Source organism: Sulfurimonas denitrificans DSM 1251 (genome assembly GCF_000012965.1).
GTDB classification, from domain to species: Bacteria; Campylobacterota; Campylobacteria; order Campylobacterales; family Sulfurimonadaceae; genus Sulfurimonas; species Sulfurimonas denitrificans.
Genome location: NC_007575.1, coordinates 917,079 through 940,663, shown reverse-complemented (window position 1 = coordinate 940,663; position 23,585 = coordinate 917,079). Strand labels below are relative to the sequence as shown.

23 protein-coding genes are annotated in these 23,585 nt (G+C 34.6%); 11 read left to right on the top strand and 12 right to left on the bottom strand.

All coding sequences use genetic code 11. The features are described from left to right. Positions 1-311: 311 nt before the first annotated feature. Positions 312-1,430, top strand: coding sequence for a tRNA guanosine(34) transglycosylase Tgt (tgt, locus tag SUDEN_RS04765; protein WP_011372537.1), 1,119 nt, complete (start codon positions 312-314; stop codon positions 1,428-1,430). 17 nt (positions 1,431-1,447) lie between these two features. Here tgt and SUDEN_RS04760 read toward each other — a convergent pair whose 3' ends face one another. Beyond that, complete coding sequence (locus SUDEN_RS04760; RefSeq protein ID WP_011372536.1) at positions 1,448-1,684, bottom strand: YdcH family protein; 237 nt, start codon at positions 1,682-1,684, stop codon at positions 1,448-1,450. A 36-nt stretch (positions 1,685-1,720) separates the two neighbouring features. Then, positions 1,721-2,920, bottom strand: coding sequence for a metal-dependent hydrolase (locus SUDEN_RS04755; RefSeq protein ID WP_011372535.1), 1,200 nt, complete (start codon positions 2,918-2,920; stop codon positions 1,721-1,723). Positions 2,921-2,988: 68 nt separating this feature from the next. On the opposite strand from SUDEN_RS04755, the gene SUDEN_RS04750 reads away from it, so the two are divergent. The 5 genes from SUDEN_RS04750 to SUDEN_RS04730 are packed head-to-tail and all read left to right on the top strand — an operon-like array spanning position 2,989 to position 7,180. Further along, on the top strand, positions 2,989-3,351 hold the full coding sequence (locus SUDEN_RS04750) for a c-type cytochrome (protein ID WP_011372534.1): 363 nt from the start codon (positions 2,989-2,991) through the stop codon (positions 3,349-3,351). Further along, the gene (gene lpxB, locus SUDEN_RS04745) at positions 3,348-4,394 is read left to right on the top strand and encodes a lipid-A-disaccharide synthase (protein WP_011372533.1); all 1,047 of its coding nucleotides are present in this window, start codon (positions 3,348-3,350) and stop codon (positions 4,392-4,394) included. The genes SUDEN_RS04750 and lpxB overlap by 4 nt, the downstream gene beginning before the upstream one ends. A 30-nt stretch (positions 4,395-4,424) precedes the next feature. Further along, entirely contained in the window at positions 4,425-5,516 is a 1,092-nt protein-coding gene (locus SUDEN_RS04740) for a DegT/DnrJ/EryC1/StrS family aminotransferase (RefSeq protein WP_011372532.1), read from the top strand. A 3-nt stretch (positions 5,517-5,519) separates the two neighbouring features. Beyond that, positions 5,520-6,428, top strand: coding sequence for a Gfo/Idh/MocA family protein (locus SUDEN_RS04735; protein ID WP_011372531.1), 909 nt, complete (start codon positions 5,520-5,522; stop codon positions 6,426-6,428). Further along, positions 6,428-7,180 (top strand): acyl-ACP--UDP-N-acetylglucosamine O-acyltransferase, encoded by a 753-nt coding sequence (locus tag SUDEN_RS04730; RefSeq protein ID WP_011372530.1) that lies wholly within the window; start codon positions 6,428-6,430, stop codon positions 7,178-7,180. Before SUDEN_RS04735 ends, SUDEN_RS04730 begins: the two co-directional genes overlap by 1 nt. A gap of 46 nt (positions 7,181-7,226) precedes the next feature. On the opposite strand, the gene metE is transcribed toward SUDEN_RS04730, so the two are convergent. Continuing rightward, positions 7,227-9,506, bottom strand: a complete 2,280-nt coding sequence (gene metE / locus SUDEN_RS04725; RefSeq protein WP_011372529.1) for a 5-methyltetrahydropteroyltriglutamate--homocysteine S-methyltransferase — start codon at positions 9,504-9,506, stop codon at positions 7,227-7,229. Positions 9,507-9,812: 306 nt separating this feature from the next. Further along, positions 9,813-11,582: a protein-disulfide reductase DsbD gene (gene dsbD, locus SUDEN_RS04715; protein WP_011372528.1), complete on the bottom strand. Its 1,770-nt coding sequence runs from the start codon at positions 11,580-11,582 to the stop codon at positions 9,813-9,815. A 173-nt stretch (positions 11,583-11,755) separates the two neighbouring features. Between dsbD and SUDEN_RS04710 the strand changes: the two genes are divergently transcribed. The 3 genes from SUDEN_RS04710 (at position 11,756) to pdxA (ending at position 15,525) form a co-directional block, all read left to right on the top strand. Next, entirely contained in the window at positions 11,756-13,690 is a 1,935-nt protein-coding gene (locus SUDEN_RS04710; protein WP_011372527.1) for a thioredoxin domain-containing protein, read from the top strand. Between the two features lie 132 nt (positions 13,691-13,822). Continuing rightward, positions 13,823-14,605, top strand: coding sequence for a pyridoxine 5'-phosphate synthase (locus SUDEN_RS04705; protein ID WP_011372526.1), 783 nt, complete (start codon positions 13,823-13,825; stop codon positions 14,603-14,605). Next, positions 14,602-15,525 carry a 4-hydroxythreonine-4-phosphate dehydrogenase gene (gene pdxA, locus SUDEN_RS04700; protein ID WP_011372525.1) on the top strand — a complete coding sequence of 308 codons (924 nt, stop codon included), beginning with the start codon at positions 14,602-14,604 and terminating at the stop codon, positions 15,523-15,525. The genes SUDEN_RS04705 and pdxA overlap by 4 nt, the downstream gene beginning before the upstream one ends. 11 nt (positions 15,526-15,536) lie before the next feature. Here pdxA and SUDEN_RS04695 read toward each other — a convergent pair whose 3' ends face one another. The 3 genes from SUDEN_RS04695 to SUDEN_RS04685 form a co-directional block, all read right to left on the bottom strand. After that, positions 15,537-16,586 carry an NAD-dependent epimerase gene (locus SUDEN_RS04695; RefSeq protein WP_011372524.1) on the bottom strand — a complete coding sequence of 350 codons (1,050 nt, stop codon included), beginning with the start codon at positions 16,584-16,586 and terminating at the stop codon, positions 15,537-15,539. Positions 16,587-16,668: 82 nt separating this feature from the next. Beyond that, positions 16,669-17,298, bottom strand: a complete 630-nt coding sequence (locus SUDEN_RS04690; protein WP_011372523.1) for a YceI family protein — start codon at positions 17,296-17,298, stop codon at positions 16,669-16,671. Positions 17,299-17,351: 53 nt separating this feature from the next. Then, positions 17,352-17,996, bottom strand: a complete 645-nt coding sequence (locus tag SUDEN_RS04685; RefSeq protein ID WP_011372522.1) for a class I SAM-dependent methyltransferase — start codon at positions 17,994-17,996, stop codon at positions 17,352-17,354. A 78-nt stretch (positions 17,997-18,074) separates the two neighbouring features. Between SUDEN_RS04685 and SUDEN_RS04680 the strand changes: the two genes are divergently transcribed. Continuing rightward, complete coding sequence (locus SUDEN_RS04680) at positions 18,075-19,190, top strand: hybrid sensor histidine kinase/response regulator (RefSeq protein ID WP_011372521.1); 1,116 nt, start codon at positions 18,075-18,077, stop codon at positions 19,188-19,190. Positions 19,191-19,193: 3 nt separating this feature from the next. Here the strand turns inward: SUDEN_RS04680 and SUDEN_RS04675 are convergent, their stop codons facing one another. The 4 genes from SUDEN_RS04675 to SUDEN_RS04660 are packed head-to-tail and all read right to left on the bottom strand — an operon-like array spanning position 19,194 to position 21,434. Beyond that, on the bottom strand, positions 19,194-19,877 hold the full coding sequence (locus SUDEN_RS04675; RefSeq protein ID WP_011372520.1) for a class I SAM-dependent DNA methyltransferase: 684 nt from the start codon (positions 19,875-19,877) through the stop codon (positions 19,194-19,196). After that, complete coding sequence (gene hisG, locus SUDEN_RS04670) at positions 19,874-20,503, bottom strand: ATP phosphoribosyltransferase (protein ID WP_011372519.1); 630 nt, start codon at positions 20,501-20,503, stop codon at positions 19,874-19,876. Before hisG ends, SUDEN_RS04675 begins: the two co-directional genes overlap by 4 nt. Further along, positions 20,497-21,129, bottom strand: coding sequence for a type III pantothenate kinase (locus SUDEN_RS04665; protein ID WP_238374826.1), 633 nt, complete (start codon positions 21,127-21,129; stop codon positions 20,497-20,499). The genes hisG and SUDEN_RS04665 overlap by 7 nt, the downstream gene beginning before the upstream one ends. Further along, positions 21,114-21,434, bottom strand: a complete 321-nt coding sequence (locus tag SUDEN_RS04660; protein ID WP_011372517.1) for a hypothetical protein — start codon at positions 21,432-21,434, stop codon at positions 21,114-21,116. The genes SUDEN_RS04665 and SUDEN_RS04660 overlap by 16 nt, the downstream gene beginning before the upstream one ends. 88 nt (positions 21,435-21,522) lie before the next feature. Between SUDEN_RS04660 and SUDEN_RS04655 the strand changes: the two genes are divergently transcribed. After that, the gene (locus tag SUDEN_RS04655; RefSeq protein WP_011372516.1) at positions 21,523-22,494 is read left to right on the top strand and encodes an HD-GYP domain-containing protein; all 972 of its coding nucleotides are present in this window, start codon (positions 21,523-21,525) and stop codon (positions 22,492-22,494) included. Between the two features lie 35 nt (positions 22,495-22,529). Here the strand turns inward: SUDEN_RS04655 and SUDEN_RS04650 are convergent, their stop codons facing one another. Continuing rightward, a complete protein-coding gene (locus SUDEN_RS04650) occupies positions 22,530-23,525 on the bottom strand; it encodes a sensor histidine kinase (protein WP_011372515.1) in 996 nt (331 codons plus the stop codon). Between the last annotated feature and the right edge of the window lie 60 nt (positions 23,526-23,585).

The window sequence follows — 23,585 nt, the reverse complement described above, 5'->3', positions numbered from 1 at the left end:
AAATTTTCGTGGATTTTACCCTAAGTGTACTTAATCTATTTTGTTACTATATTCCTCGTTTGCTAAGTTCTACTTCTCCTCGTTCTAAAGTTCTTTCACTGTCTCGCAACTTGGGAGCGAGGATAGTTAAAAAATTACACTCTGATAATATATTAGCATAATAGTTTCAATGCTATAAAAAAAAATAGTGTCAGCGATCTGTCAGAACAAAATAATAAACCAAGACATACTATCCCAAGCAGAGCATAGAAGCCAGAAATTTCAGTTAATGTTATAATGTCAAAAAATTATATGCTTTAGGAATAATATTTATGGAATTTACTTTAGAAGCTACTTCAAAAAATGCTCGTGCTTGTACCATTAAAACTGCTCACTCAACTATTAAAACTCCTGTTTTTATGCCTGTTGGGACTCTTGGGAGCGTGAAGGCTCTTGATATGGAGGATGTTTTAGATCTCCTTGGTGCTGAGATAATTTTGGCAAATACTTACCACATGTATCTTCGCCCTGGGGATGAGACGGTTGCGAAGATGGGCAAGCTTCATGGCTTTACTACATATCCAAAGAGTTTTTTAACAGATAGCGGCGGTTTTCAGGCGTTTAGTCTTAGTGATATCTCTAAAGCATCAGAAAATGGGATAGAGTTTCGCTCACACATTGATGGCTCAAAACACTTTTTTACTCCAAAAAAGGTTATAGATATTCAGCACAATCTAGGAAGCGACATCATGATGATTTTAGATGACTTAGTGGCACTTCCAGCAACTGGGGAGCGCATTGCTCTTAGCATTGAGAGAACTACTGCGTGGGCAAAAGAGAGCATTGAGTATTTTAGAAAAAAACAAAAAGAGGGAATCGGTGCAGAGCAAAATATCTTCGCAATTATTCAAGGCGGAACAGACAAAGCATTTCGTACAAAGAGTGCGACTGAACTATGTGCGCTTGATTTTGATGGTTTTGCTATCGGTGGTCTTAGTGTTGGTGAGTTAAATAATGAGATGTACGACACAGTAGAACACACGGTTAAATATATGCCTAAAGATAAGCCGCGCTATTTGATGGGAGTAGGAACTCCTGAGGATTTAATAGAAAATATAGAGCGTGGAATAGATATGTTCGACTGCGTTATGCCAACTAGAAATGCGAGAAACGGAACGCTCTTTACATCATTTGGTAGGTTAAACATAAAAGGGGCAACTTATAAAGAGGATGCACAACCTGTTGATAGTGAGTGTGAATGTCTTACATGTAAGAGATATTCAAGAGCTTATCTAAACCATCTTTTTCGCTCTCGTGAGATAGCATACTTCAGACTTGCGACTATACACAATTTACACTATTATTTAAACTTAATGAGAGAAGCTAGAGAGGCGATTTTAGAAGATAAATATGCAGAATTTAAAGCAGAATTTTATAGAAAAAGAGGCTAATCCATCATAATGATGGATTATAGATTGTGCTCTTTTTTGTATTTTACAAGAATAGAGTAAGCCTCATCTTTAAGCATTAGTTTCTCTTTTTTAAGAGTCTCAATTTCCAAATCTGTAAGTATAATTTCATTTTTTTCAGCTTTTATTATCTTGTCATCTAGTTCATTATGCTTGTTGAAGATTCTTAAAAAATGAGCATTTTCATTTCCACTCTCTTTCATATGAGTTATGATATCACGGTATTCATGTAGCATTTTATTTCCTTGTATTTTTTTTGGAATATTATCATATTAGTCGTTAAAAACTTCTCTAATTTCTCCATAAAGTTCCTCGCCATTATATAGAGAGAGTTTTTCATCTATAATTACCTTTTTATTTGGGTCAAAAAGCATAAAAGAGGCCTTTGCTCCAACCTTTATCTCTGAGCCATCTTGCCCTATCGCTTGGAGAGGATTTATCACACACAACTCTAGTAGTCTGCTCATTGTTATCATCTTACTCTTTACAAGCTTGGTATAGTAAAGACTCATAGCATGTAAAAGCCCATCGCACCCGTAAGCAGCGTCATAAAAAGCGACCTCTTTTCTTAGCGGAGAGCTTGGTTGATGAAGTGTTGTCAGTATGTCAATTTGAGAGTTTTTAAGTGCTTCTTGAAGAAGTAACATATCTGTTTTTGAAGCTAGTGGCGGATTTAGTTTTGCTGTAGTGTTAAAGCCTTTACAAGACTCATCAGAGTTTAAAATATGATGAATAGAGACTTCACATGTAACGTTTACACCCTCAGATTTTGCTTTGTTTATAAGATATATTGAGCGTGGAGAAGCTATAGCTTTGAAAAGTATCTTTATCTTAAAGTGTCTTGCAATCTCAATCATACGAGATACATGTAACACTTCACTCAAATCAGGAATTCCAGCAAGACCTAACTTAGAGCTAACATCGCCATCTAGCATAACTCCGCTTGAGATTAGCGAGTTATCTTCGGCTTTACAAAAGATAGTTACTCCATACATTTGAGCATACTGTGCTATCTTTATAGCTACATCATTTTTTGCAATTGTACTCATATAAGGCGAGATGGCTCCACGTTTTAGTAAAATTGCAATATTGCTAAGTGTTGTATCCTCTTTTAGTGTGTTAATCATCAAATCAACTTTTGCACCACGTAGCTCATGGAGTCCATTTTGGGCAAACTCTAAAACTATCTCATTGTCAATTGCAGGAGTAGAATCTGGATTTAGTACAATATGCCCTATTCCACCAGCTAATGCTTCGGTTGAGACTATTTTTATATTTTTAGCATTTAGATTAGAATCTGGTGTTTTTATATTTATATCAACCAAAAGCGGTAGAAGATAGCAGCCTTTTGCATCTACTATATTTTCGCCTTTTATATCTGTGCCAATCTCTGCAATAATCCCATCTTCTACTCTTACATCACAGACTCTCTCGCCGTTAGCCTCGCATATAGTTGCACTCTTGAAAATCATAAACACTGCCCTCTTTAAAAAAATGGATTTGGTATAATGCTAAAATTATAAACAACAAAGGCTTAGAATTGCGTTTTTTATTTTTTCTTCTATTCCTTATCTCGTTTACAAAAGCTTCAACGCCATACGAGCTAGGAAAAAATGTATATCTAAAAAATGGGTGTTTTAGTTGCCATGGAAGAGATTTGGAGGGGATGCACAACTATCCATATCTCGCCAACCGTGCAAAAGGCTACATGTCATACAAACTAAAGAGATTTCGCTCAAAAATATCTGAAAATCAGCAACAAGATATGATGATTCCTTTTGCTCTGAATTTAAGCGATGAAGATATAGAAAATCTTACAACGTATATGTATGAGTTCGTTAAAGAAGAGAGTAAAAAAAAGTACGATGACAAGTTTTATAGAGAGGGAGATGGTGGCTCATGAAGATTTTAGTAAGTGCGCTTGAACACTCCGCAAATATTCATCTAAAATCTCTAAAAAAAGAGTTAAGCAGTGATGTAGAGTTTATCGGGATTTTTGATAGAGATTTGGGCGAGAGCATAGTTGATTTAAGAGCACTAGCAATCATGGGATTTGTAGATGCAATAAAGAAGCTCTTCTTTTTTATAAAACTAAATAATGAGATGCTTAATTTAGCTAAAGATGTTGATAAAGTTTTGCTGATAGACTCTTCAGGGTTTAATCTCCCACTTGCTAAAAAAATCAAAAAAAAATACCCCAACAAAGAGATAATCTACTATATCTTGCCTCAAGCGTGGGCTTGGAAAAAAAAGCGGATTCCTATCTTAGAAAAAACCATAGACCATCTTGCTTCTATCTTACCATTTGAAAAAGATTACTACTCTAAAACTGCGCCAATTACTTATGTTGGACATCCGCTACTTGATCAGATATGTGAGTTCAAAGAGACTCTAAGAGAAGAAGTAAAAAAAATAGTCTTTATGCCTGGGAGCAGAAAAGCAGAGATAAAAAAGCTTCTTCCTATCTTTAGAGAACTTCAAAAAAAACTTGATGCAGAGTCAATTATCATTATTCCAAAACACTTTTCTAAAGAAGATATAAAAGAAGTTTATGGTAATCTTGCAGGTTTTAAAATAGCTTACGAGACGCATGAGACGCTCCTTGAAGCTGATTTTGCTTTTATATGTAGCGGAACGGCAACGTTGGAAGCATCACTTATTGGTACGCCTTTTATCTTGACATTTATTGCTAAGGGGCTTGATTATTTTATTGCAAGCAGACTTGTTAAGTTAGAGCATATCGGGCTTGCAAATATTATGTTTTCAAAGTTTAAAGACGGAGTGCTTCACCCTGAATTTATACAAAAAGATGTAACGCTAGAGAATCTATTAAAATCGTACAATGAGTATGATAGAGAGAAATTTTTGAGTGATTCAAAATCTCTCAGAGGTTATTTGAAACATGGCAGTTCAAAAACAGTTGCGAAAATCGTCGAAAAATCTTAAATAGATTTAATTATTAGGATAAAAAACTAAATGAAAATAAACTTTATAGACCTACAAGCACAATACAAAAAATACGAGACAGAGATAAACAGTGAAGTTATGGAAGTCTTTAATTCAGCGCAGTTTATCGGCGGAGAAAAATTAGACAAATTAGAGAAAAATTTAGCAGCTTATACTGGTGCAAAACATGCAATTGGTTGCAGCAGCGGAACAGATGCGCTTCTTTTGGCTCTTATGGCTCTTGATATTGGCGATGGCGATGAGATAATTACAACTCCATTTACTTTTATCGCAACTGCTGAAGTTATTGCTCTATTGGGTGCTAAGAGTGTTTTTATTGATATTGATGAAGAGAGTTACAATATAGACCCTTCAAAAATTGAAGCGGCTATAACTGATAGAACAAAAGCAATTATTCCAGTTTCACTTTATGGTCAATGTGCAGACATGGACAAAATCAATGATATTGCAAAAAGACATAACCTAATAGTAATCGAAGATGCTTGTCAAAGCTTTGGAGCATCATATTTTGATAAAAAATCATGCAACCTCTCAACTATCGCATGTACAAGTTTTTTTCCTTCCAAACCGCTTGGAGCTTATGGCGATGGCGGAGCCATATTTACAAGTGATGATGAATTAGCCTTAAAAATGAGAATGCTATTAAATCATGGTCAAAATGAGAGATATAAGCACAAATATATAGGAATAAACGGTCGTCTTGATGCAATTCAAGCAGCAATTTTAAATGTTAAACTGAAACATTTTGAAGAAGAAGCGAACCTAAGGGATGAGATAGGCAGCAGATATAGTGATTTACTTGAAGATGCAGATGTTATCACTCCTAAAATCTCAGAGGGAAACATAAGCGTATATGCGCAATACTCAATCAGAGTAAAAGATAGAGAGGCGATGGTTGCAAAATTATCTGCTCTTGGAGTTCCAACTGCTGTTCACTACCCTGTACCTCTTCATCTTCAAGAGGCTTTTAAACATTTAGGCTATGGCGAGGGTGATTTTCCTATTAGCGAATTAATCTCTACGCAGATTATGTCACTTCCTATGAGCGCTTTTTTAAGTGAAACGGAACAAGATTTTGTTGTTCAAGCTATCAAAGGTTAATAATTGAGAAAAATTGCAATTCTCGGACTTGGTGTAATGGGGAGAAACCACTACAACACGCTAAAGCAGATGCCTTTGACAAAAATAGTTGCTCTTTGTGATGTTGTTAAAAATGGCGACTTTGAAGAGCCGTTTTACTATGATTTAGATTTGATGTTAGAAGAGATAAAGCCCGATGCTCTCATCATTGTAACACCAACATTTCTGCATAAAGAAGCAGCTCTAAAGTGTGCATTACGTGGTGTTGATATTTTTATAGAAAAGCCAGCAGCTTCTAGTGTTGCAGATGCAAAAGAGATACTACATGTAGTAAAGAAGAGTGGCATAAAAAGTTGTGTAGGACATATTGAGAGATATAATCCTGTTGTAAAATCTCTTATAAATGAGATAAAAGAGCATGAAATTTTATCTATCTCCATTGTTAGAAGTGGCTCTTTTCCAGAACGTATTGCTGATGTTGGAATTTTGACGGATTTGTCTGTTCATGATAGCGATTTGATTAGATTTATCACAAAAAAAGAGATAGTAAAAAGTGCTGTTTTTAAATCTCAAAAAATTCATAAAACTCATGAAGACAATGCCATCTTAGCGTTTGAACTAGATGGAAATATCATCGGAGACATATCCACAAATTGGCTTACACCGTACAGAAAAAGAGCCATAAGTGTTACATGTAGAGTTGATGAACATAGTAAAATCAAGTTTTTTGAAGCTGATTTACTATCACAAACACTCACTGAGCGTGTAAATATAAATCCATCTTCACATATAACTAAAAGCTGTTTTGTAAATAGAAGCAATGCTCTTAGTGATGAGCTTGAAGCGTTTATAAACTACTTAGAGAGTGGAGACAGAGGCTCTTTAGCCTCAATTGAAGATAGCATAATTACATTAGAAATTGCGAGCAAATAATGTCACAAAACCAAAATAACATACACTCTAGCGTTATCATTGAAAATGGTGCAAAAATAGCTTCTAACGTAATCATAGGTCCATTTTGTCATATAGGCAAAAATGTAGAGCTTAAAGATGGTGTCATCTTACAATCAAACATTATATTAAGAGGAAAACTAGAGGTTGATGAGGGTGTAAAAATTTTCAGTTTTTCAACTATTGGAAGCGATATTTCAGATATCAAAATAGGTGAAAAAACTCATATCAGAGAGTTTACACAAATAGGCGCTCAAGAGAGCGAAGATGGAAGCAACAAAAAAATCATTATCGGTGCAAATAACTTTTTGATGGGCTATGTTCAGGTTTTTAGCGGAGTAGAGCTTGGTGATTTTTGTATCGTAACAAATGCGGTAAGACTTTATGAAAACGTGAAATGTCAAGATAGAGTTATTCTTGGCGGATTTAGCGTGATAGAAGCAAACAACACAATAGGAACAGGAGTTATGATTGGCGGTGCATCTGTTGTAGATAGTGATATTCCACCATTCATGCTAGTTGAGGGCAACAAAGCCACTATAAAAGGCTTAAACGCAATAGGTCTTAGACGCAGACTTGAAAACAGAGGCGATATAGAAGATATTAAAGCCGTGTTTAAAAAGATACTCGGTGATGGAGCAGATAAAATTCTAGCCCAAGAGATAGCTGACACTAATCCTAATGAATTTATCAAAAAACTAGCCTCTTTTGTGGCTTCTAGCAATATAAAATAGATAAAAGTCTCTTTGCTTTTTTTACAAAGAGACTCTTTTTTTAAAGTTAAACGCTTAACTTTTTTCTTATGATACTAACAGCTTCAACCATATTTTTTAAACTTGGTTTTACCTCTTCCCATTTTCTTGTTTTTAATCCACAATCAGGATTTATCCAAAGTTGTTCTTTTGGCAAAACCTCAAGCAGAAGTTCTATTTGTGACACAATCTCCTCTACACTTGGGATTCTTGGGCTGTGTATATCATAAACTCCTGGACCTACCTCTTTTGTATATCCTACTTTTTTAAAGATTTTAAGCAACTCATTACCACTTCTTGCAGTCTCTATTGTTATTACATCTGCATCCATATCTTCTATGGTATTTATGATATCGTTAAACTCGCTATAGCACATGTGAGTATGGATTTGCGTCTCCTTTTTTGCACTGCCAACGGCTATCTTAAAGTCTCTTGTTGCCCACGCTTCATATATTTTTATCTTCTCATTTCTTAGCGGATACCCCTCTTTAAATGCCGCTTCATCAACCTGTATGATTTTTATACCTGCTCTTTGCAAATCATCTATCTCATCACTAAGAGCAACAGCTATCTGCTTTGAAACTTCTCCTCTTGGCATATCATCTCGCACAAATGACCAGTTAAGTATAGTCACAGGTCCAGTTAACATTCCCTTCATGATACGCTCTGTTTTGCTTTGCGCATAAGTTGTCCAATCCACAGTCATAGGCTTAGGTCTGCTAATATCTCCATAGATAAAGGGCGGTTTCACGCATCTGCTTCCATAGCTTTGAACCCAGCCGTTTTGTGTAAATCCGTATCCACTTAACTGCTCACCAAAATACTCAACCATATCGTTTCTCTCTGGCTCACCGTGAACTAAAACTTCAAGTCCGCACTCTTCTTGAAACAGCACACACTCATCTATATATTTTTTTATCTCTTTTTCATACTCATCCCTTGAGATAAGAGAGTTTTTAAAATCACTTCTCGTACGTCTAAGTTCAGGCGTTTGAGGAAACGAGCCTATAGTCGTTGTGACTAAATCTTTATATCCAAAAATCTCTCTTTGAAGTGCAATTCTTTCGCTAGATATACCATCTCTTTGAAATTTAGTATGATTTTGCACTCTCTCTTGCACAGCTCTATCATGAATAAGAGGCGAGTTTTTTCTACTTTTGTTTGCCTCTTCATTATTTATCAAAGCTTCTTTTTCTCTCTCGTTTATGCTACCCTCACCATCAAAAAATATTTTTGAGATAAGTGAAATTTCAGAGAGTTTTTCAAGAGCAAAGCTTAACCACTCTTTTATATCTTTATCCATTTTATCTTCATACTTTAGAGTAAAAGGTGTGTGAAGAAGCGAACAAGATGAGCTAAGCAAAATATTCTCTTTTTTTACAATTTTTGAGATATTTTGTAAAAGTGCAATGGTTTTTGCTATATCACATCTCCAAATATTTCTTCCATCAACCACTCCAGCTATAACCTTTTTACCACTTGAAGCGATAATTTCAAGTGAGTTTAGATTTTCATCTCCATATAAAAAATCAAGCCCTAGTGCCCAGATAGGCGTATGAACTAAAACTTTTGTCGCTTCGTTTGAGTGCTCAAAATATGTAACAACCGCAATTTTTATGTTTGGTGAAACTGCGCAAAGTCTATCGTAAGTAGGTTTTATAAGACTAAGCACTTTTGTGTTTGGCTCTTTTACAAAGATAGGCTCATCTATCTGAATAGTAATCTCATCATCAAGAGTAGCTATAGTTTTAACAAGCTCCTCATAAATCGGGACTATTTTGCCCCAAAGCTCATAAGTGTCGCCACCATCTGCTCTTTTACTAAGCCCAAGATATGTTATAGGTCCGATGATATTTATCTTTGTTTTTATGCCTAAGCTTTTTGCTTCATTGTACTCATTTACAATCTTTGAGGCATCAAGTTTATAACTATCACTTGGCTCAAGCTCTGGAACTATGTAGTGGTAGTTTGTGTTAAACCACTTTGTCATCTCCATAGCTACGCTTGAAGCATTGCCTCTTGCCATTGCAAAATAAAGCTCTTCATTTTTTAAGTTTTTAAATTTTTTTGGAATCGCACCTAACATAACAGAGGTGTCGAGCATATTGTCATAGAGAGAAAAATCGTTTGAACTTATAAACTCAATTCCAGCATCTCTTTGATACTCCCAGTGTCTCTTTTTTAGCTCTTTTGCTACTGTTTGTACATCTTCAAATGAGCATTTTTTAGCCCAAAACTCTTCTAAAACCTTTTTTAACTCTCTTTGCTCCCCAATTCTTGGAAAACCAACTATGTAATTTTTTGACATGTAAATATCCTTGTACTACTATTTTTTTATTTTGTTTTTTATGATGATTTTGAAAAAAAAGATATTTAAAGCGGGGGATGTACGCCAGTGCGTCTAAACGCAAAGTAAGTTGTGTAGTATGGGCAACGAGGGATAAAATGATTTATCAAAAGAGAGAGTCTTGTTTTTAAAGCAAAAAATATATTGCAATAACAAGGCTTAGAGAGTAAAGAAAGTTTTAACACTTTAAGGTCACAAACATTTTCAACTTGCTTCATATCTCTTCCTTTTCATAATTTTTTGGTAATTCTAGCACATATTTTATTTTTAGATGTTATTTAAATGTTGTAAAAACTTATCGGCTTCTATAAAACCAACTACTGTTTTTGAGCTTATTACGTTTGATTCTTTATCAAAAAAGATGATTACAGGTGGACCAAAAACACCATATTTTTTACTTAGCGCTTTTTGTTCATCACTATTTTGTGTAACATCAGCGCGGATAAGTACAAACTCACTCATCTTTGCTTTAACCGCTTCATCTGAGAATGTTTTTTTATCTAGCTCTTTACAAACAGCGCACCACTCGGCACTAAAATCAAGAATAATCTTTTTACCAATATTTTTATTTAAGAGTAAATCTAACTCAGAGATAGTGGTTACATTTTTAAAATCTAAATGTGCAGATTTAACGCTTTGAGCGCTACCATTAGAAGAAGATTTTAAAAACTCTAAGGGCTTTTGCATATTTACAGCTCCTGCCATTAAGCCAACAAACAGAGATACTGAATAGATAAAAACAAGGATAGAGATAGTTCTTCTAAATACATGTGCTTCTTTGTCAAAAGCTCCAAAATAGGTAGCAAAACCAATTCCAAGCATTACACTAAGAAGTGCGATTATACTCTCATCTACAACACGCTCAAGCATCCAAATAGCAACACCAAGCATCATAACACCAAATACAGCGCTAACCATAGTCATCCATGCGCCAGGGCGAGGCATAAACTTACCAGCGCTCACACCAACTAAGATAAGTGGAAGTCCCATCCCGATACTCATAGCAAAAAGAGCCGCACCACCAAGTAGCGCATCGCCTGTTTGCCCAATATAAACCAACGCACCTGCAAGAGGAGCAGCAACGCAAGGTCCAACGATAAGTGCTGATAAAAAGCCCATTATAGCTACACCTACATACCCGTTGCGGTTTGAGCTACGGTTTGAGCTTATCTTTGCAACAAAAGAGTCAGGTAGCTTTAACTCGTAAAAGCCAAACATACTAAGTGCTAAGGCTACAAAAATTGCAGAAAATGTATATATTGCCCATGGTGCTTGAAGAGATGCTTGAAGATTAGAGCCAAATAATCCTGCTAAAACTCCAGCTATTGTGTATGCTGCCGCCATTGCTAGAACATAAACTAAAGAGAGCATAAAAGCTTTTTTTGTAGTTATTCCCTCTCCTTGGGAGATGATAATACCAGAGATGATAGGAATCATCGGGAAAGTACATGGAGTAAGTGCCAAAAGAAGCCCAAAACCTAAAAATGTTGCTAAGATAAGAGCGATACTTCCATCTTTTATAGTATCTGCTATTGAGTCACTCTCTGAGAGCTCTTTTTTCTCTACCTTAGCTTCTGTTTTTATCTCTATTTTTGAGAGATTATCTTTATCCACCTCAAGCTTTGAAGAGTCTATATCAAAAGTAAAAGATTTTGTATCTGGCTCATAACAAAGCCCCTGCTCTGAGCATCCTTGAAATGATAAATCAAGTGTAATATTTTTTATTCCGCTTACATGTGAATCTTTGCTTAGAGTTATTAAAAAAGTTGGAGATTCAAGAAAGACCTTATCGCCGTGATGCTCAACGCTCTTGGGAGATACAATATCTTTTATCTTTATACCATCTGAGTTTTTTAGCTCAAGCTTGATAGCTTCTTCATAAAGATATATATCTTTTCCAAGCTCTATTCTCGCCTCTAGTTGGGTCTTTTCATTTAGAGTAGCCGATGGCGCAAATGCCTCATCAGGCATTAAAAATTTAGGTGATACTGCTAGGAGTGCAATGGATGAGAGTAGAAACAGAATGATTTTTTTCATGAATTAATTGTCCAAATTTGTAAATGTGAGTAAATTATAACATTTTAAGTGTAAACTTTATGAAAATTCCAAATTTGGTACTAAATTCTTATCATAAAACTTAAGCTCATTATTTAAGCGCAAAATTAGCAATATTTATCTAATCTACAAAAAATTTAAAAATAGAGATAATCATGTCAAACAGATTACAAAAAGAGGACTCCCCTTACCTACAACAGCACAAAGACAACCCTGTTGATTGGTATCCATGGTGTGATGAAGCCTTTAAAAAAGCAAAAGATGAAAACAAAGCTATTTTTATCTCCATTGGCTACTCTTCATGCCACTGGTGTCATGTTATGGAGGAGAATGTTTTTGAAAATCAAGAGTGCGCAGATATATTAAATAAACACTTTATCAGCATAAAAGTTGACAGAGAAGAGCGCCCAGATATTGACAAACATTATCAAGAAGTTTACATGTTATTAAACCGACGTGCAGGCGGATGGCCAACTTCTATCTTTTGTACGCCACATAACAAGCCATTTTTTGCAGGAACATACATAGCTCCCCAAACAAGAGAGGGAAGTATCGAGGGGATGGGGTTTATTGAACTTACAAAATTAATAGCAGATAAAATCTCTAGCAACGATGAGCAACTTTTTAAAAATGCAGATGAGATAGAGAACTTTTTAAATAATAAAGAGCACCCAAAAGAGGCAACAGTTTTAAAAGAGGATTTTGTAAAAAACTTTATGCTTCAAGTTAAAAATAACTATGAAACAACTTATGGTGGCTTTTCTCACTCGCCAAAATTTCCTCATGTTAGCACTTTAGGTACTCTACATGTAATAGATAAGCTTTACGATGACAAAGCTGCAAAAGCTATATTTTTGCACACACTGCGTATGATGAAACAAGGCGGCATGTACGACCTTGTTGATGGCGGATTTTGCCGATACAGCGTTGATGATAAATGGTTAGTACCGCATTTTGAGAAGATGCTCTACGATAACGCCCTGCTTTGTGAAATCTACACAAACGCTTATCTCTCTTATAACGATGAGAGTTTTTTACATATTGCCAAAGAGTGTGCTGATTTTTGGCATAACTTTATGAGTGAAGACAACCTTATGTATAGTGCTAGTGATGCCGATAGCGAGGGCGAAGAGGGAACTTACTTTGTATATAGTTATGAAGAAATTTACAACCTTTTAAGGGAAAATAACTACTCAAATATAGAGGTTATTTTAGATGCACTGAGTGTCACAAAAAATGGAAATTTTGAGGGAAAAAACATTATAAGATTTATAGATGAAGACGGAATTGAAGGTTTTAGTGAAATAAAAAGACTTCTTCAAACTCTAAGAAGCAAAAGAGAGTACCCTTTTATTGACAAAAAAATCCAAACATCATGGTCAAGCATGATGATAAAAGCGCTCTTTAACTTGGGTAAAATCGACTCCAGCTATACACAAAGAGCTATAAACTCGCTAAATGCACTCTTAGATACAATGCTCATTGAGGGTAAGCTTTACCACACAACACTTATTCATAAAAGCCCTAAAGTTGAGGCTTTTTTAGAGGATTATGCTTACCTCTCTCTTGCTCTTATTGAAGCATATAATGCGACTCAAAATGAACTATATCTTATCCGTGCACAGCACTTAACAAACATAGCGCTTGAGAAGTTTTATGATAAAGGAACATGGAGATTTAGCGTTGGAGAGTTTGAGACAAAAGCGGAAATATCTGACAATACTTACACAAGTTCAGTTTCCATAATAGTTGACGTTCTGCTCTCTTTAAGCACTCTTTTAGAAGATGAGAAATATAACCATTTTGCCTTTAAAACGCTAGAATACAACTCATACGAGTTAGGAAGAAGACCTGTTATCTACCCTTACATGTTACGCCAAATGTTGCGCTACTTAAGGGGTGATAGAGTTGTAAAATCAGAGCAGAAAAACTTAGAGTCAAACGCCCTAAAAATAGCCTCTTTAGACTATCCTTTTATATTTAAAAAAGTCTCTGAAGATAAAGGTTTTATGATATGTGGAGATAAGAGTTGTTTTGCCAATACAGACGATGTAAATAGTATCAATGATATAATTGGGCAAACTTTTTAAAGGATTTATAATGAAAAAAATTATTTTAATGGCACTTTTAGCGCTTGGCGTTATGAGTACCTTTAGTGCATGTGAGAGAAATGATTACCAACATCCTCTTCATAGAAAATAGGTAGGTTTAATTTGAACAGTATGAAATTAGGCGTAAACATAGACCATGTAGCGGTTTTAAGAGAAGCTAGAAAAGTAAATGACCCAGACATCTTAAACGCTCTTTATGTTGCCACACAAAACGGAGCAGACCAGATAACTATCCATCTCAGAGAAGATAGAAGACATATACAAGACGCTGATGCGTACGCTATCATGAAATACTCTAACGTAGGTGTAAACCTAGAGTGCTCCATAAACAGAGCTATTTTAGATATCGTAACTGACTTGAAGCCTCACCGCACTACTTTAGTTCCTGAGAAGAGAGAAGAGGTAACAACCGAGGGTGGACTTGATGTTGTAGGGCATGAAGATGAAATAGCTTATGCGATAGAGCTTTTACATGACTATCTTATACCTGTATCACTCTTTATAGACCCAACCATAGAAGCTGTTGAGAAGTCAAAAGAGCTAGGCGCTGAGATGGTTGAGCTTCATACTGGGGCTTTTGCAAATCTCTATGCGATGCTTAGCTCCTCACTTCCGCACTCCAATCACTCCATAAAAGAGTTAGAACTCCCTCGCCATGAGCTTTCCATCAGACTTGAGAAGTCCATCTTAGCAATAGATGAAGCCGCAAAACATGCAAAAAAAATCGGTCTTGAAGTTGCTGCTGGGCATGGACTAAACTACCATAATGTTCATGAGATGATGAAAATAGCTGAGATAACAGAGCTAAATATCGGTCAAAGCATAGTTGCCAGAAGTATATTTAGTGGTTTAGGCGAAGCTGTAAAAGAGATGAAAAGATTAACAAGCCGATGAGCAAAGTGCGCATTGCTATAAGTGTTGGAGATTTAAACGGCGTCGGAATTGAGATAGCCATAAAAGCACATGAAGAGGTCTCAAAACTCTGCGCTCCTCTTTACTGCATAAACTCTTACATGTTAAATCAAGCATCAACTCTTTTAAATTACAAAATACCATCAAATTTTGAAATATCAGAGGTTGGCGGAGAGTTTGCTGTAAAAAAAGGGTGCGTTGATAAAGATTCTGGCAGATACTCTTATGACTCTTTCATTCATGCCATATCTTTGTGTGAGCAAAAAAAAGCCGATGCTGTTGTAACTATGCCTATTCACAAAGAAGCTTGGATGTTAGCTGGACTCAAATACAAAGGTCACACCGACTTGCTTCGTGAGCACTTCAAGAGAGATGCCATTATGATGCTTGGATGCCAAAAGATGTTTGTCGCTCTTTTTAGCGAACATATCCCGCTAAAAGATGTCGCTTCATCCATAAAATATAAAAAGTTAAAACAGTTTTTTTTAGATTTTAATAACTCAGTACCAAATGAGAGAGTAGCCGTTCTTGGATTAAACCCACATGCTGGAGATAATGGAGTTCTTGGAAATGAAGAGCTGATAATCACAAAAGCTATAAAAAGTGCAAATAAAAAAGTATGTTTTGAGCAATTTATAGGTCCATTAGTTCCAGATATAGCTTTTACTCCACACATAAGAGAAAAGTTTAAATACTTTATTGCCATGTATCACGATCAAGGATTAGCACCGCTCAAAGCACTCTATTTTGATGAGAGTATAAATGTCTCACTAAATCTACCAATCATAAGAACCTCAGTAGATCATGGAACAGCTTTTGATATCGCTTATGAGAAAAAAGCTAAAACGCTAAGCTACATAAACGCCATAAAGAGCGCAATTGCACTTGGAGAGAGACTTTAATCTACATAGTTCTATTTGTAAAATTCTCTATACCACTTCACAAACTTCTCTATTCCAACCTTTAGTGAAGTCTCTGGTTTATAACCAAAATCATTCATCAAATCGGTTACATCCGCATAAGTTGAGACTACATCACCATCTTGCATTGGAAGAAAGTTTTTTTGCGCCTCTTTACCTATGGCATTTTCAAGAGTTTTAATAAAGTCTAAGAGCTGAACTGGAGAGTTGTTTCCAATGTTATATATTTTATATGGAGCTGATGAAATTGATGGATTTGGAGTTGCTGCATCAAATTTTTGTGATGGTGTTGATTGGTTATCTATAACTTTTATAACACCCTCAACTATATCGCCAACATAAGTAAAATCTCTGCTCATATTTCCATGATTAAACACTTTTATAGCTCTATCATTTAGTATAGCATCAGCAAAAAGCATAGGTGCCATGTCAGGTCTTCCCCACTCTCCATAAACTGTGAAAAATCTCAGACCTGTGCAGTGCAAACCATAGAGGTGCGCATAGGTGTGAGCCATCATCTCATTACTTTTTTTAGTTGCTGCGTATAGTGACACTGGATGATCGCTATGATCACTACTCTTAAATGGCTGAGACTTATTTAATCCATAAACGGATGAGGATGAGGCAAAGGCAAAATTTTTCACATCATAGTTTCTGCAAGCTTCTAAGAGGTTTAAAAAACCAACGACATTACTTTGAATATATGCGTGAGGATTCTCTATGCTGTATCTAACTCCAGCTTGAGCTGCAAGGTTGCAGAGCGCATCAAATTTTTCTTCTTTAAAAAGTCTATTTATTGTCTCTGCATCTTCAAGATTTGCTTTAATAAATTTATGGTTTGGATAAGTTTTGGATTGGGTAAGTTGATTATCTTTTATATCATCTTTGTCTATTCCAAGCTCTTTTAGTCTGGCATACTTTAGCTTTACATCATAGTAATCATTTATGTTATCAAGTCCAACTACTTCATCTCCTCTTAAGAGAAGCTCTTTAGCTAGATGATAACCTATAAAACCTGCTGTTCCTGTTACTAGTATCTTCAAATTTTAATCCTTACAACTCATACTCTTTATTATTTTTAGAGATGAATTGTATAGTATAAAATCTTTTAAAATAGTTATCTGCTTATTTTATAGCTTTAACCTGACAAAGAGTTGCTTCTATTTTAGTTTTAAAACCAATTCCTACATCACTCCATGTTTTGCCCTCATGAAGATCATAACAAGCTTTATTTATCCCAGCTAATGCTTCGTTTGCGCTAAATTCTAATAAATCGATTGAGCCTTTTGCCTCAAAAATTCCATCACTAAAACTATAAGTCATAGGAGTAATTTTTTTAACGCCATTCATCTCTATCTCTACATTTAACTGACCTGTTCTTGGAGCATCTTTCACTCTTTTATCTGCTTTAATATCTAATATTTTTGCATTAATATTTTTATCACTCATAAGTCCAAAGAAAAAATTTGCAAGCTTTGAATCTCTATCTTCATGCTTTGAATTTACACTCGATGAGTCTATAACAACTGATGAACCAACCAATATAGAGCGAAAATCTTCACCACTTGGAGCTACTCCAACGTAAGTTACTTTGTCAAAAGTTCCATTAACTCCAACTTTTTTTGGGGTTTTATACCCTGTCCAACTTACCTCTACATTACCATTTTGAGCTAGAGTACATCCGCTTTTTTCACTTGCATTAACATTAAATGCGAAAGATAGCACCACAAGAGCTGAGAGTATTACATTTTTCATTTTTATTCCTTGACATAATTTTGACAAATTATAGCCTCTATTTTCTTTTTATTTCACTTTTTTTTAAATAGGATACTATTCTTAAAGTTATGCTTAACTATCTCAAGTTCAAACTTCTCTGACAGGTAAGAGAGTGTATTCAAATCAAAAAAACCTATATGAGTGATATCTCTAATATACCACCACTTTAAAAACTCCTCATCACTACTAGGATGAAATGCACTCATAAGCAGAAGATAACCACCTTGCCTTACATGTAAGAGTAGTTCAGCAAAAAGCTCAAGAGGGTTTTGTAAATGCTCAAAAACTTCTGTTGAGAGAATTAAGTCATACTCTTTGTCTTTATATATTTTTTTAGGAAAATAGTGCAAATCATATCTATCACAAAAGATGCCTTCTCTCTCTAAAACAATGGGTAAAACCTCGCCCTCTCCACATCCAAAATCTAATGAAGTTTTTATCTCTTCTCTATATGGCAGAACAAACTCACAAACTAAATCTTCAAACATTTTTACATAACCAAGGGACTCAAGTGTATTATGATGCTTATCATAATGAGCCCTCTGGCGCACTTCATCGACGTAGAATCTCTCATCAAGCGCTATATAATTACATGTAGCGCATTTATAATACTCTTTAGAACTTTTTGTATCTACAATTTTAGTAGTTTTGTTACTACAAATTTTACATATTTTCATAGTGCAAATAATACCATCTATTTTTTATGTTTCACAAGATATAATTTAATATTTCAATTAGAGTGTAGGGGTTTTTTTATGGATGAAAAACAGACAATATTAATAGTAGATGACAAAGAAGAAAATATTGGCACTTTGAATAAATTGCTTCAAAAATACAACTTGCTAAGCGCTTCTGATGATAAAGATGCAATTGAGATACTATTTGGTGAAAATGAGATAGATTTAATTCTCTTAAATATCACAATGCTAAAGAGTGATGGTTGTGAAGTTTGCAAAACTTTAAAAAATTCTCCAAAAACATACCATATTCCAATTATTTTTTTAAGTTCTAAACATACACAAGAGGATATTCAAAAAGGGTTTGATGCGGGAGGCGTTGACTATATCAGTAAACCATTTCATCCAGATGAACTTCTCTCAAGAGTTTCTACACATCTTGCATTGAGGGCTTATGAGAAAAATTTAGAGTGCAGAGTTCAAGAAGAGATACAAAAGAACAAATTTAAAGAGCAGATGATGTATCAACAATCTAAACAAGCTGCTCTTGGTGAACTTTTGATGCATATCTCATATCAATGGAAGCAACCTCTTGCATCTCTTTTATCTATAACTAAAAAAAACAGACAAAAAATACTCTCTTTGGACTCTTTTGACAAAGATGACTTTTTAGAGTCGTTAAAAAAGTCAAAAGATATACTAGAGTTTATGTCTGAAACAATAGATACCTTTCAAAATTTCTATAAACCCTCATACGACACAAAAGAGTTCTCTCTCTCCGATACCATATTAGAGATTCTCACAATTGTTGAGGGAACTTTCTACTTTGATGACATAAAAATTTATATTATCTCACATGAGAGAGATACTGTTTTTGGAAATCAAAATGAGTTCTCTCAAGTAGTATTTACTATTTTAAATAATGCAAGAGAGATTTTTAAACTCAGAGATACAATAAACCCAGAGATACATATCTCTGTTAATAATAAGAAAGTATCCATCAGTGATAACGGTGGTGGAATCAGGGGAGAATCTTTTGATAATATATTTTCATACGACAACGATATGAACAATGAGTTGCATTTAGGTCTTTATCTATCAAAAATCTTAGTTGAGAAAAACGGCGGAGTTATAACTGCGGCAAATTCTAAAAATGGTGCTACTTTTACCATAGAGTTTTTAACTTGGATGTAGTAGCTAAGCCTTTTTAAAGATAAGAAGTGTTTTATCTTTTGTATCATATAAAGAGAAAGTCTGCTTATCTATGAGCTTTAAAGATTTCTGCTTTTCAAAGATTTTTAGTTTGTGAAAATATTGTACTATGGTGTCTTGATACCTTTTATATCTCTCATCTTCACACATCTCAAACATGGTAAATTTTGTAAAGAGCTTATCATCTTCAAAAATTGCATCAACTACTAAAAACTCTCTCTCGTTTTCACTGCTCATGCTCCCCTCTGCGACATCCTTAAAGCCATAAAGCGTGTTAATATCTGCGATGAAAACTCCATCATCACTTAGCCTAAGAGAGATTTCATCTAAAAACTTTAACAGTTCCTCTTCGTTTAAAAAATTCAATACATCAAAGATAGCCACGATTGCATCATATTTTGCATCAACTTTTGATATATCAATACACTGAGCATCTAAACCGTTTGCCTTGCACTCTTCAACCATAACTGAGCTAAGATCAACTCCTCTACATGTAACGCCATCGCTTATCATACGCTTCATAAAACCGCCACGACCACATCCAACATCTAAAAGTGTTTTAACGCTGTAACTATCTAGCTCTGAACGGTACAAATCATATAGTGCTTCAGTCGCTTCTTCTATACCTAAGAGATGTTCAGCTTTTGCATAAAGGTCAAGGTTTGTCATTTTATTTTTTGCTCCGCATCAATTACGCTCTTAATCTTCTCATAGATATCAAGAACTTCATCTTTTTTAGCGATGTAGCTGTTTTTATTTGCAATAAGATAAGTTGATGAAGTCATGATATCCTCTACAACTTCAAGTCCATTTTGCTTCATAGTTGAGCCAGTCTCTACAACATCGACAATCATATCAGCAAGACCTATAAGAGGAGCTAGTTCTATTGAGCCATATAGTTTGATGATATCAACTGAGACAGCGCGCTCTTCAAAGTAGCGTTTTGTAATATTTACCATCTTTGAAGCGACTTTTATCTCTGGTTTGTTAAGGTCAAATTTCTCGCCCTTTTTCATTCCAATAGCAACTTTGCAGATACCACGTTTTAAATCAAGCAGACGAATTACATCAAGTCCCTGCTCTTCTAAGGTGTCAAGCCCCACAACTCCGATATCAGCTGCTTGATGAAAAACATAGGTAGCAACATCTTGATTTCTAACAAGCAAAAAGCGAAATTTTGGAGTCTCTAGGATTAATTTTCTATCATCAAACGCAAACCCATCACCAAATAGAGTCTCAAAAATCTCTAAAGTCTCTTGCGCAATGCGCCCTTTTGGAAGTGCAACTGTTAGCATAAATTCGCCTTTTTCATAATATTTTTCATCCCCTTAAAAAGCAGTAACTCATCTACATCTGAGTTTAAAAAAAGTTTACTAAACTGCCCTGCATCTCCGCCTGTAAGATATATTTTCATACCATAAGAGGCAACCTCTTTATAAAGAAGCCCAAGGTATCCATAACTTATGGCATCACGAGAATTTTTCGGCATTTTATCCAAATCAAGCTCAAAGTTAAATGAGTACTCAAGTTGAGCGGAGATATTTTTATAACACTCATTCATGGCTTTAACTCCAGCATATATAAAACCGCCCTCAAAGTTTCCATTTTTTATGATATCTACAGTAATAGCACTGCCCGCATCTACAACCACGCCACTCTCTATCGCTTCACAAGCCATAATTCTATCTATTCCCATTGTTTTATAGTATCTGCTCATATCTACATGTAGCGATAAATCAATCCAATTATCTAGCAAAGATAGGCGCTCTTTTACACTGGAATTTACACATATATAAAAAACTTCTCTCTTTATGGATGATGGATTAAAGAGTTTTGCATCCTCTTTGTATGATGAGTTTTCATCAAAAAAATGATAAGTTGTATTTCCAATATCACAAAGAAGCATTACTGAATTTTCCAACCCAGCTCTTGGAGTGCACTCTTTGCTTTTGAGCAAAGCGGTGCGTCTATAAAAATAGTTTTATGTTTAAAATTATGTGCACAAAAAAGAGTAAGTTTTGTATAAATCTCTTCAAATTTCTCAACATCTTTTATTAGCAGTTTACTCTTTTGAGAGATAACAAAAATCGCCCAGAAATATCCAGTGATATCAGTTGCTTTATATATTTTAATTCTGTTTCTTATTCCTAACTCTTTAGGAAAAATCTCTTGCATTTTTTTATAAATTTTGCCTTTTTTTCTAAGAGAATCTACTATTATCTGCATAATTTTTACCTTTGTTTCAAAAAAATATTTTAGCCAATAATTGTTTAGTACAACTTTTATTTTCAAACATCTCGCTATAATCGCGCTTATGAAAATTATTAAAACTAAACTAGACTACTCACATAGTTATATACAATTTGACATTAATACTATCTCCGTTGATCAGATTGTACCTTTTGATATTTATATTAAAAAAGATAATGATTATGTAATAATTATTGAAGCTGGCACATACATAAGTGAGACTCTTTGGAGTAAACTTAAAAACCATGAGGCATTATATATTTCTACCTCAGATGAAGATAAACAGATACTCTCATGTAAAAGTCTAAGGTACTACATACGTCACAACAGAGAGAATCACCAAAAAAGAGTTGCTCTTCTTTATGATGTAACTTCTAAGCTCTTTAATGTTTTTATCAAGAGCCAAGATAATAAAATAGACCCTGATTGCACTGAATTAATTATAAAATCAATTATTTTTCTAATTAAATATGATGAATATTTTATAAAAAACACTATGACATATTTACGAGATGAAGATCTCTTAGAGTATCACTCATTACATGTTGCCATCTACTCTCTTGCCTTAGGACATGCGCTTAAATATTCAGAGATTCAGCTCATTAAATTGGGTGTTGCAGCACTTCTTCATGATATTGGTCTTAAAAAAATTGATACTAATATTATTACAAAAGAGGCAAAACTTAGCGCTCAAGAGAGTCAAGCAGTGCAAAAACATTGTAACTACAGTGTTGAAATCATAAAGCAGAATAAAATCTTAGATCCATACATAATAGATGCCATTATGCATCATCATGAACGCTATGATGGAACTGGTTATCCAAACCAATTAACAAAAGAAAACATTAGTGATTTTGCTGCCATTATAGGGATTTGTGATGTTTTTGACGCACTTACAAGCCACAGACCACACAGAAAAAGTCTCTCATCTTTTGAGGCTCTTAAGTTAATGATGAAAGATTCTGAGATGATTAATCAGTTCAATCAAAAATATCTTCTCATAAGCCTTAAAATGTTATCAAAAGGGCATACATAAGAGCAAAAATGGATGGGTAAACCCATCCAAATCTCTTAAAACTTTAGTTTTATGGTTGTTTTCGAACTCTCTTTTGAAGAGATCTTTATATCAATACTATATCTACTACAAACTCTTTTGACAATATCGAGCCCTATTCCAAAGCCACCCTCGTAATCATTGGCTCTGTAAAATCTATCAAAAATTTTATCTTGCAGCTCTTTTTTTATCCCTATGCCGCTGTTACTGATAATTAACTCCCCATTTTTAAGCTTTATCTCAATTACTCCGCCGTGCTTATTGTATTTTATTGCATTTGAGAGCAGATTGCTAAACAACCTTTGCGCACTTACCTCATCAATACTAAAAAACAAATCTTCTAACTCTTTTTCTATTGTGAGTGATTTTTTACTCGCCAAATCTTCATAGAGTGTCAGTTCGCTCTCTATCATACTCTTTATATTTAGCTTTTTTGTCTCTTGACTTTTGTTATCCATAAGAAGGTATGTCAAATCTGAGTATATTTTTTGCACTCTTTTTGCACTTATTTGAACACGACTTAAAATTTTCTCATCAATATTTTCTTTCTTTAACCTATCAATGCTCATTAAAATAGCAGTAATTGGAGTGTTTAGCTCATGAGTAGAATCTTTTATAAACTTATCAAATTTTATTCTCTCATTTTGTATAGGTTTTAAAAACATCTTTGTTAAAAAGTAACCAACAACTACAACCAAAATAACAGAAAATATGGCAATAAAGAGAGTGTTTTTTATCAGTTTTAAAATCTGCTCATTTGCATTTTTACTCTTTAGTACTAGATACTTTACGCCATGATGAAGTTGTGGAGTAAGATCTACAAAGTAATCAAACTCTCCATCTTCATAAAAACCCTGTACAAATTTAACACCAGAAAATTCTCCAGCTATTGGCTCCTTATCTATGCTATAAAGAGCTATCTCATATCCATCTACAGCCTCTACATGTAACTCTTCTGAGTGCATGTAAGATGAGATTATTTTAGAAGAGATACTTAGTGCTATATTTTGCATTTTCTCTTTTTTGGCACTTCTTATATTTGAAGCCTCATAGCTATAAAAGCTAAATGCAAT

What these genes read in the sequence shown, in the direction of transcription:
- SUDEN_RS04755 (WP_011372535.1), bottom strand. Translation starts at nt 2,920, where the DNA reads ATGATTTTCAAGAGTGCAACTATATGCGAGGCTAACGGCGAGAGAGTC.
- SUDEN_RS04655 (WP_011372516.1), top strand. Translation starts at nt 21,523, where the DNA reads ATGAAAATTATTAAAACTAAACTAGACTACTCACATAGTTATATACAA.
- SUDEN_RS04730 (WP_011372530.1), top strand. Translation starts at nt 6,428, where the DNA reads ATGTCACAAAACCAAAATAACATACACTCTAGCGTTATCATTGAAAAT.
- metE (WP_011372529.1), bottom strand. Translation starts at nt 9,506, where the DNA reads ATGTCAAAAAATTACATAGTTGGTTTTCCAAGAATTGGGGAGCAAAGA.
- tgt (WP_011372537.1), top strand. Translation starts at nt 312, where the DNA reads ATGGAATTTACTTTAGAAGCTACTTCAAAAAATGCTCGTGCTTGTACC.
- SUDEN_RS04760 (WP_011372536.1), bottom strand. Translation starts at nt 1,684, where the DNA reads ATGCTACATGAATACCGTGATATCATAACTCATATGAAAGAGAGTGGA.
- SUDEN_RS04705 (WP_011372526.1), top strand. Translation starts at nt 13,823, where the DNA reads ATGAAATTAGGCGTAAACATAGACCATGTAGCGGTTTTAAGAGAAGCT.
- SUDEN_RS04740 (WP_011372532.1), top strand. Translation starts at nt 4,425, where the DNA reads ATGAAAATAAACTTTATAGACCTACAAGCACAATACAAAAAATACGAG.
- pdxA (WP_011372525.1), top strand. Translation starts at nt 14,602, where the DNA reads ATGAGCAAAGTGCGCATTGCTATAAGTGTTGGAGATTTAAACGGCGTC.
- SUDEN_RS04660 (WP_011372517.1), bottom strand. Translation starts at nt 21,434, where the DNA reads ATGCAGATAATAGTAGATTCTCTTAGAAAAAAAGGCAAAATTTATAAA.
- dsbD (WP_011372528.1), bottom strand. Translation starts at nt 11,582, where the DNA reads ATGAAAAAAATCATTCTGTTTCTACTCTCATCCATTGCACTCCTAGCA.
- SUDEN_RS04675 (WP_011372520.1), bottom strand. Translation starts at nt 19,877, where the DNA reads ATGACAAACCTTGACCTTTATGCAAAAGCTGAACATCTCTTAGGTATA.
- hisG (WP_011372519.1), bottom strand. Translation starts at nt 20,503, where the DNA reads ATGCTAACAGTTGCACTTCCAAAAGGGCGCATTGCGCAAGAGACTTTA.
- SUDEN_RS04685 (WP_011372522.1), bottom strand. Translation starts at nt 17,996, where the DNA reads ATGAAAATATGTAAAATTTGTAGTAACAAAACTACTAAAATTGTAGAT.
- SUDEN_RS04710 (WP_011372527.1), top strand. Translation starts at nt 11,756, where the DNA reads ATGTCAAACAGATTACAAAAAGAGGACTCCCCTTACCTACAACAGCAC.
- SUDEN_RS04690 (WP_011372523.1), bottom strand. Translation starts at nt 17,298, where the DNA reads ATGAAAAATGTAATACTCTCAGCTCTTGTGGTGCTATCTTTCGCATTT.
- SUDEN_RS04650 (WP_011372515.1), bottom strand. Translation starts at nt 23,525, where the DNA reads ATGCAAAATATAGCACTAAGTATCTCTTCTAAAATAATCTCATCTTAC.
- SUDEN_RS04680 (WP_011372521.1), top strand. Translation starts at nt 18,075, where the DNA reads ATGGATGAAAAACAGACAATATTAATAGTAGATGACAAAGAAGAAAAT.
- lpxB (WP_011372533.1), top strand. Translation starts at nt 3,348, where the DNA reads ATGAAGATTTTAGTAAGTGCGCTTGAACACTCCGCAAATATTCATCTA.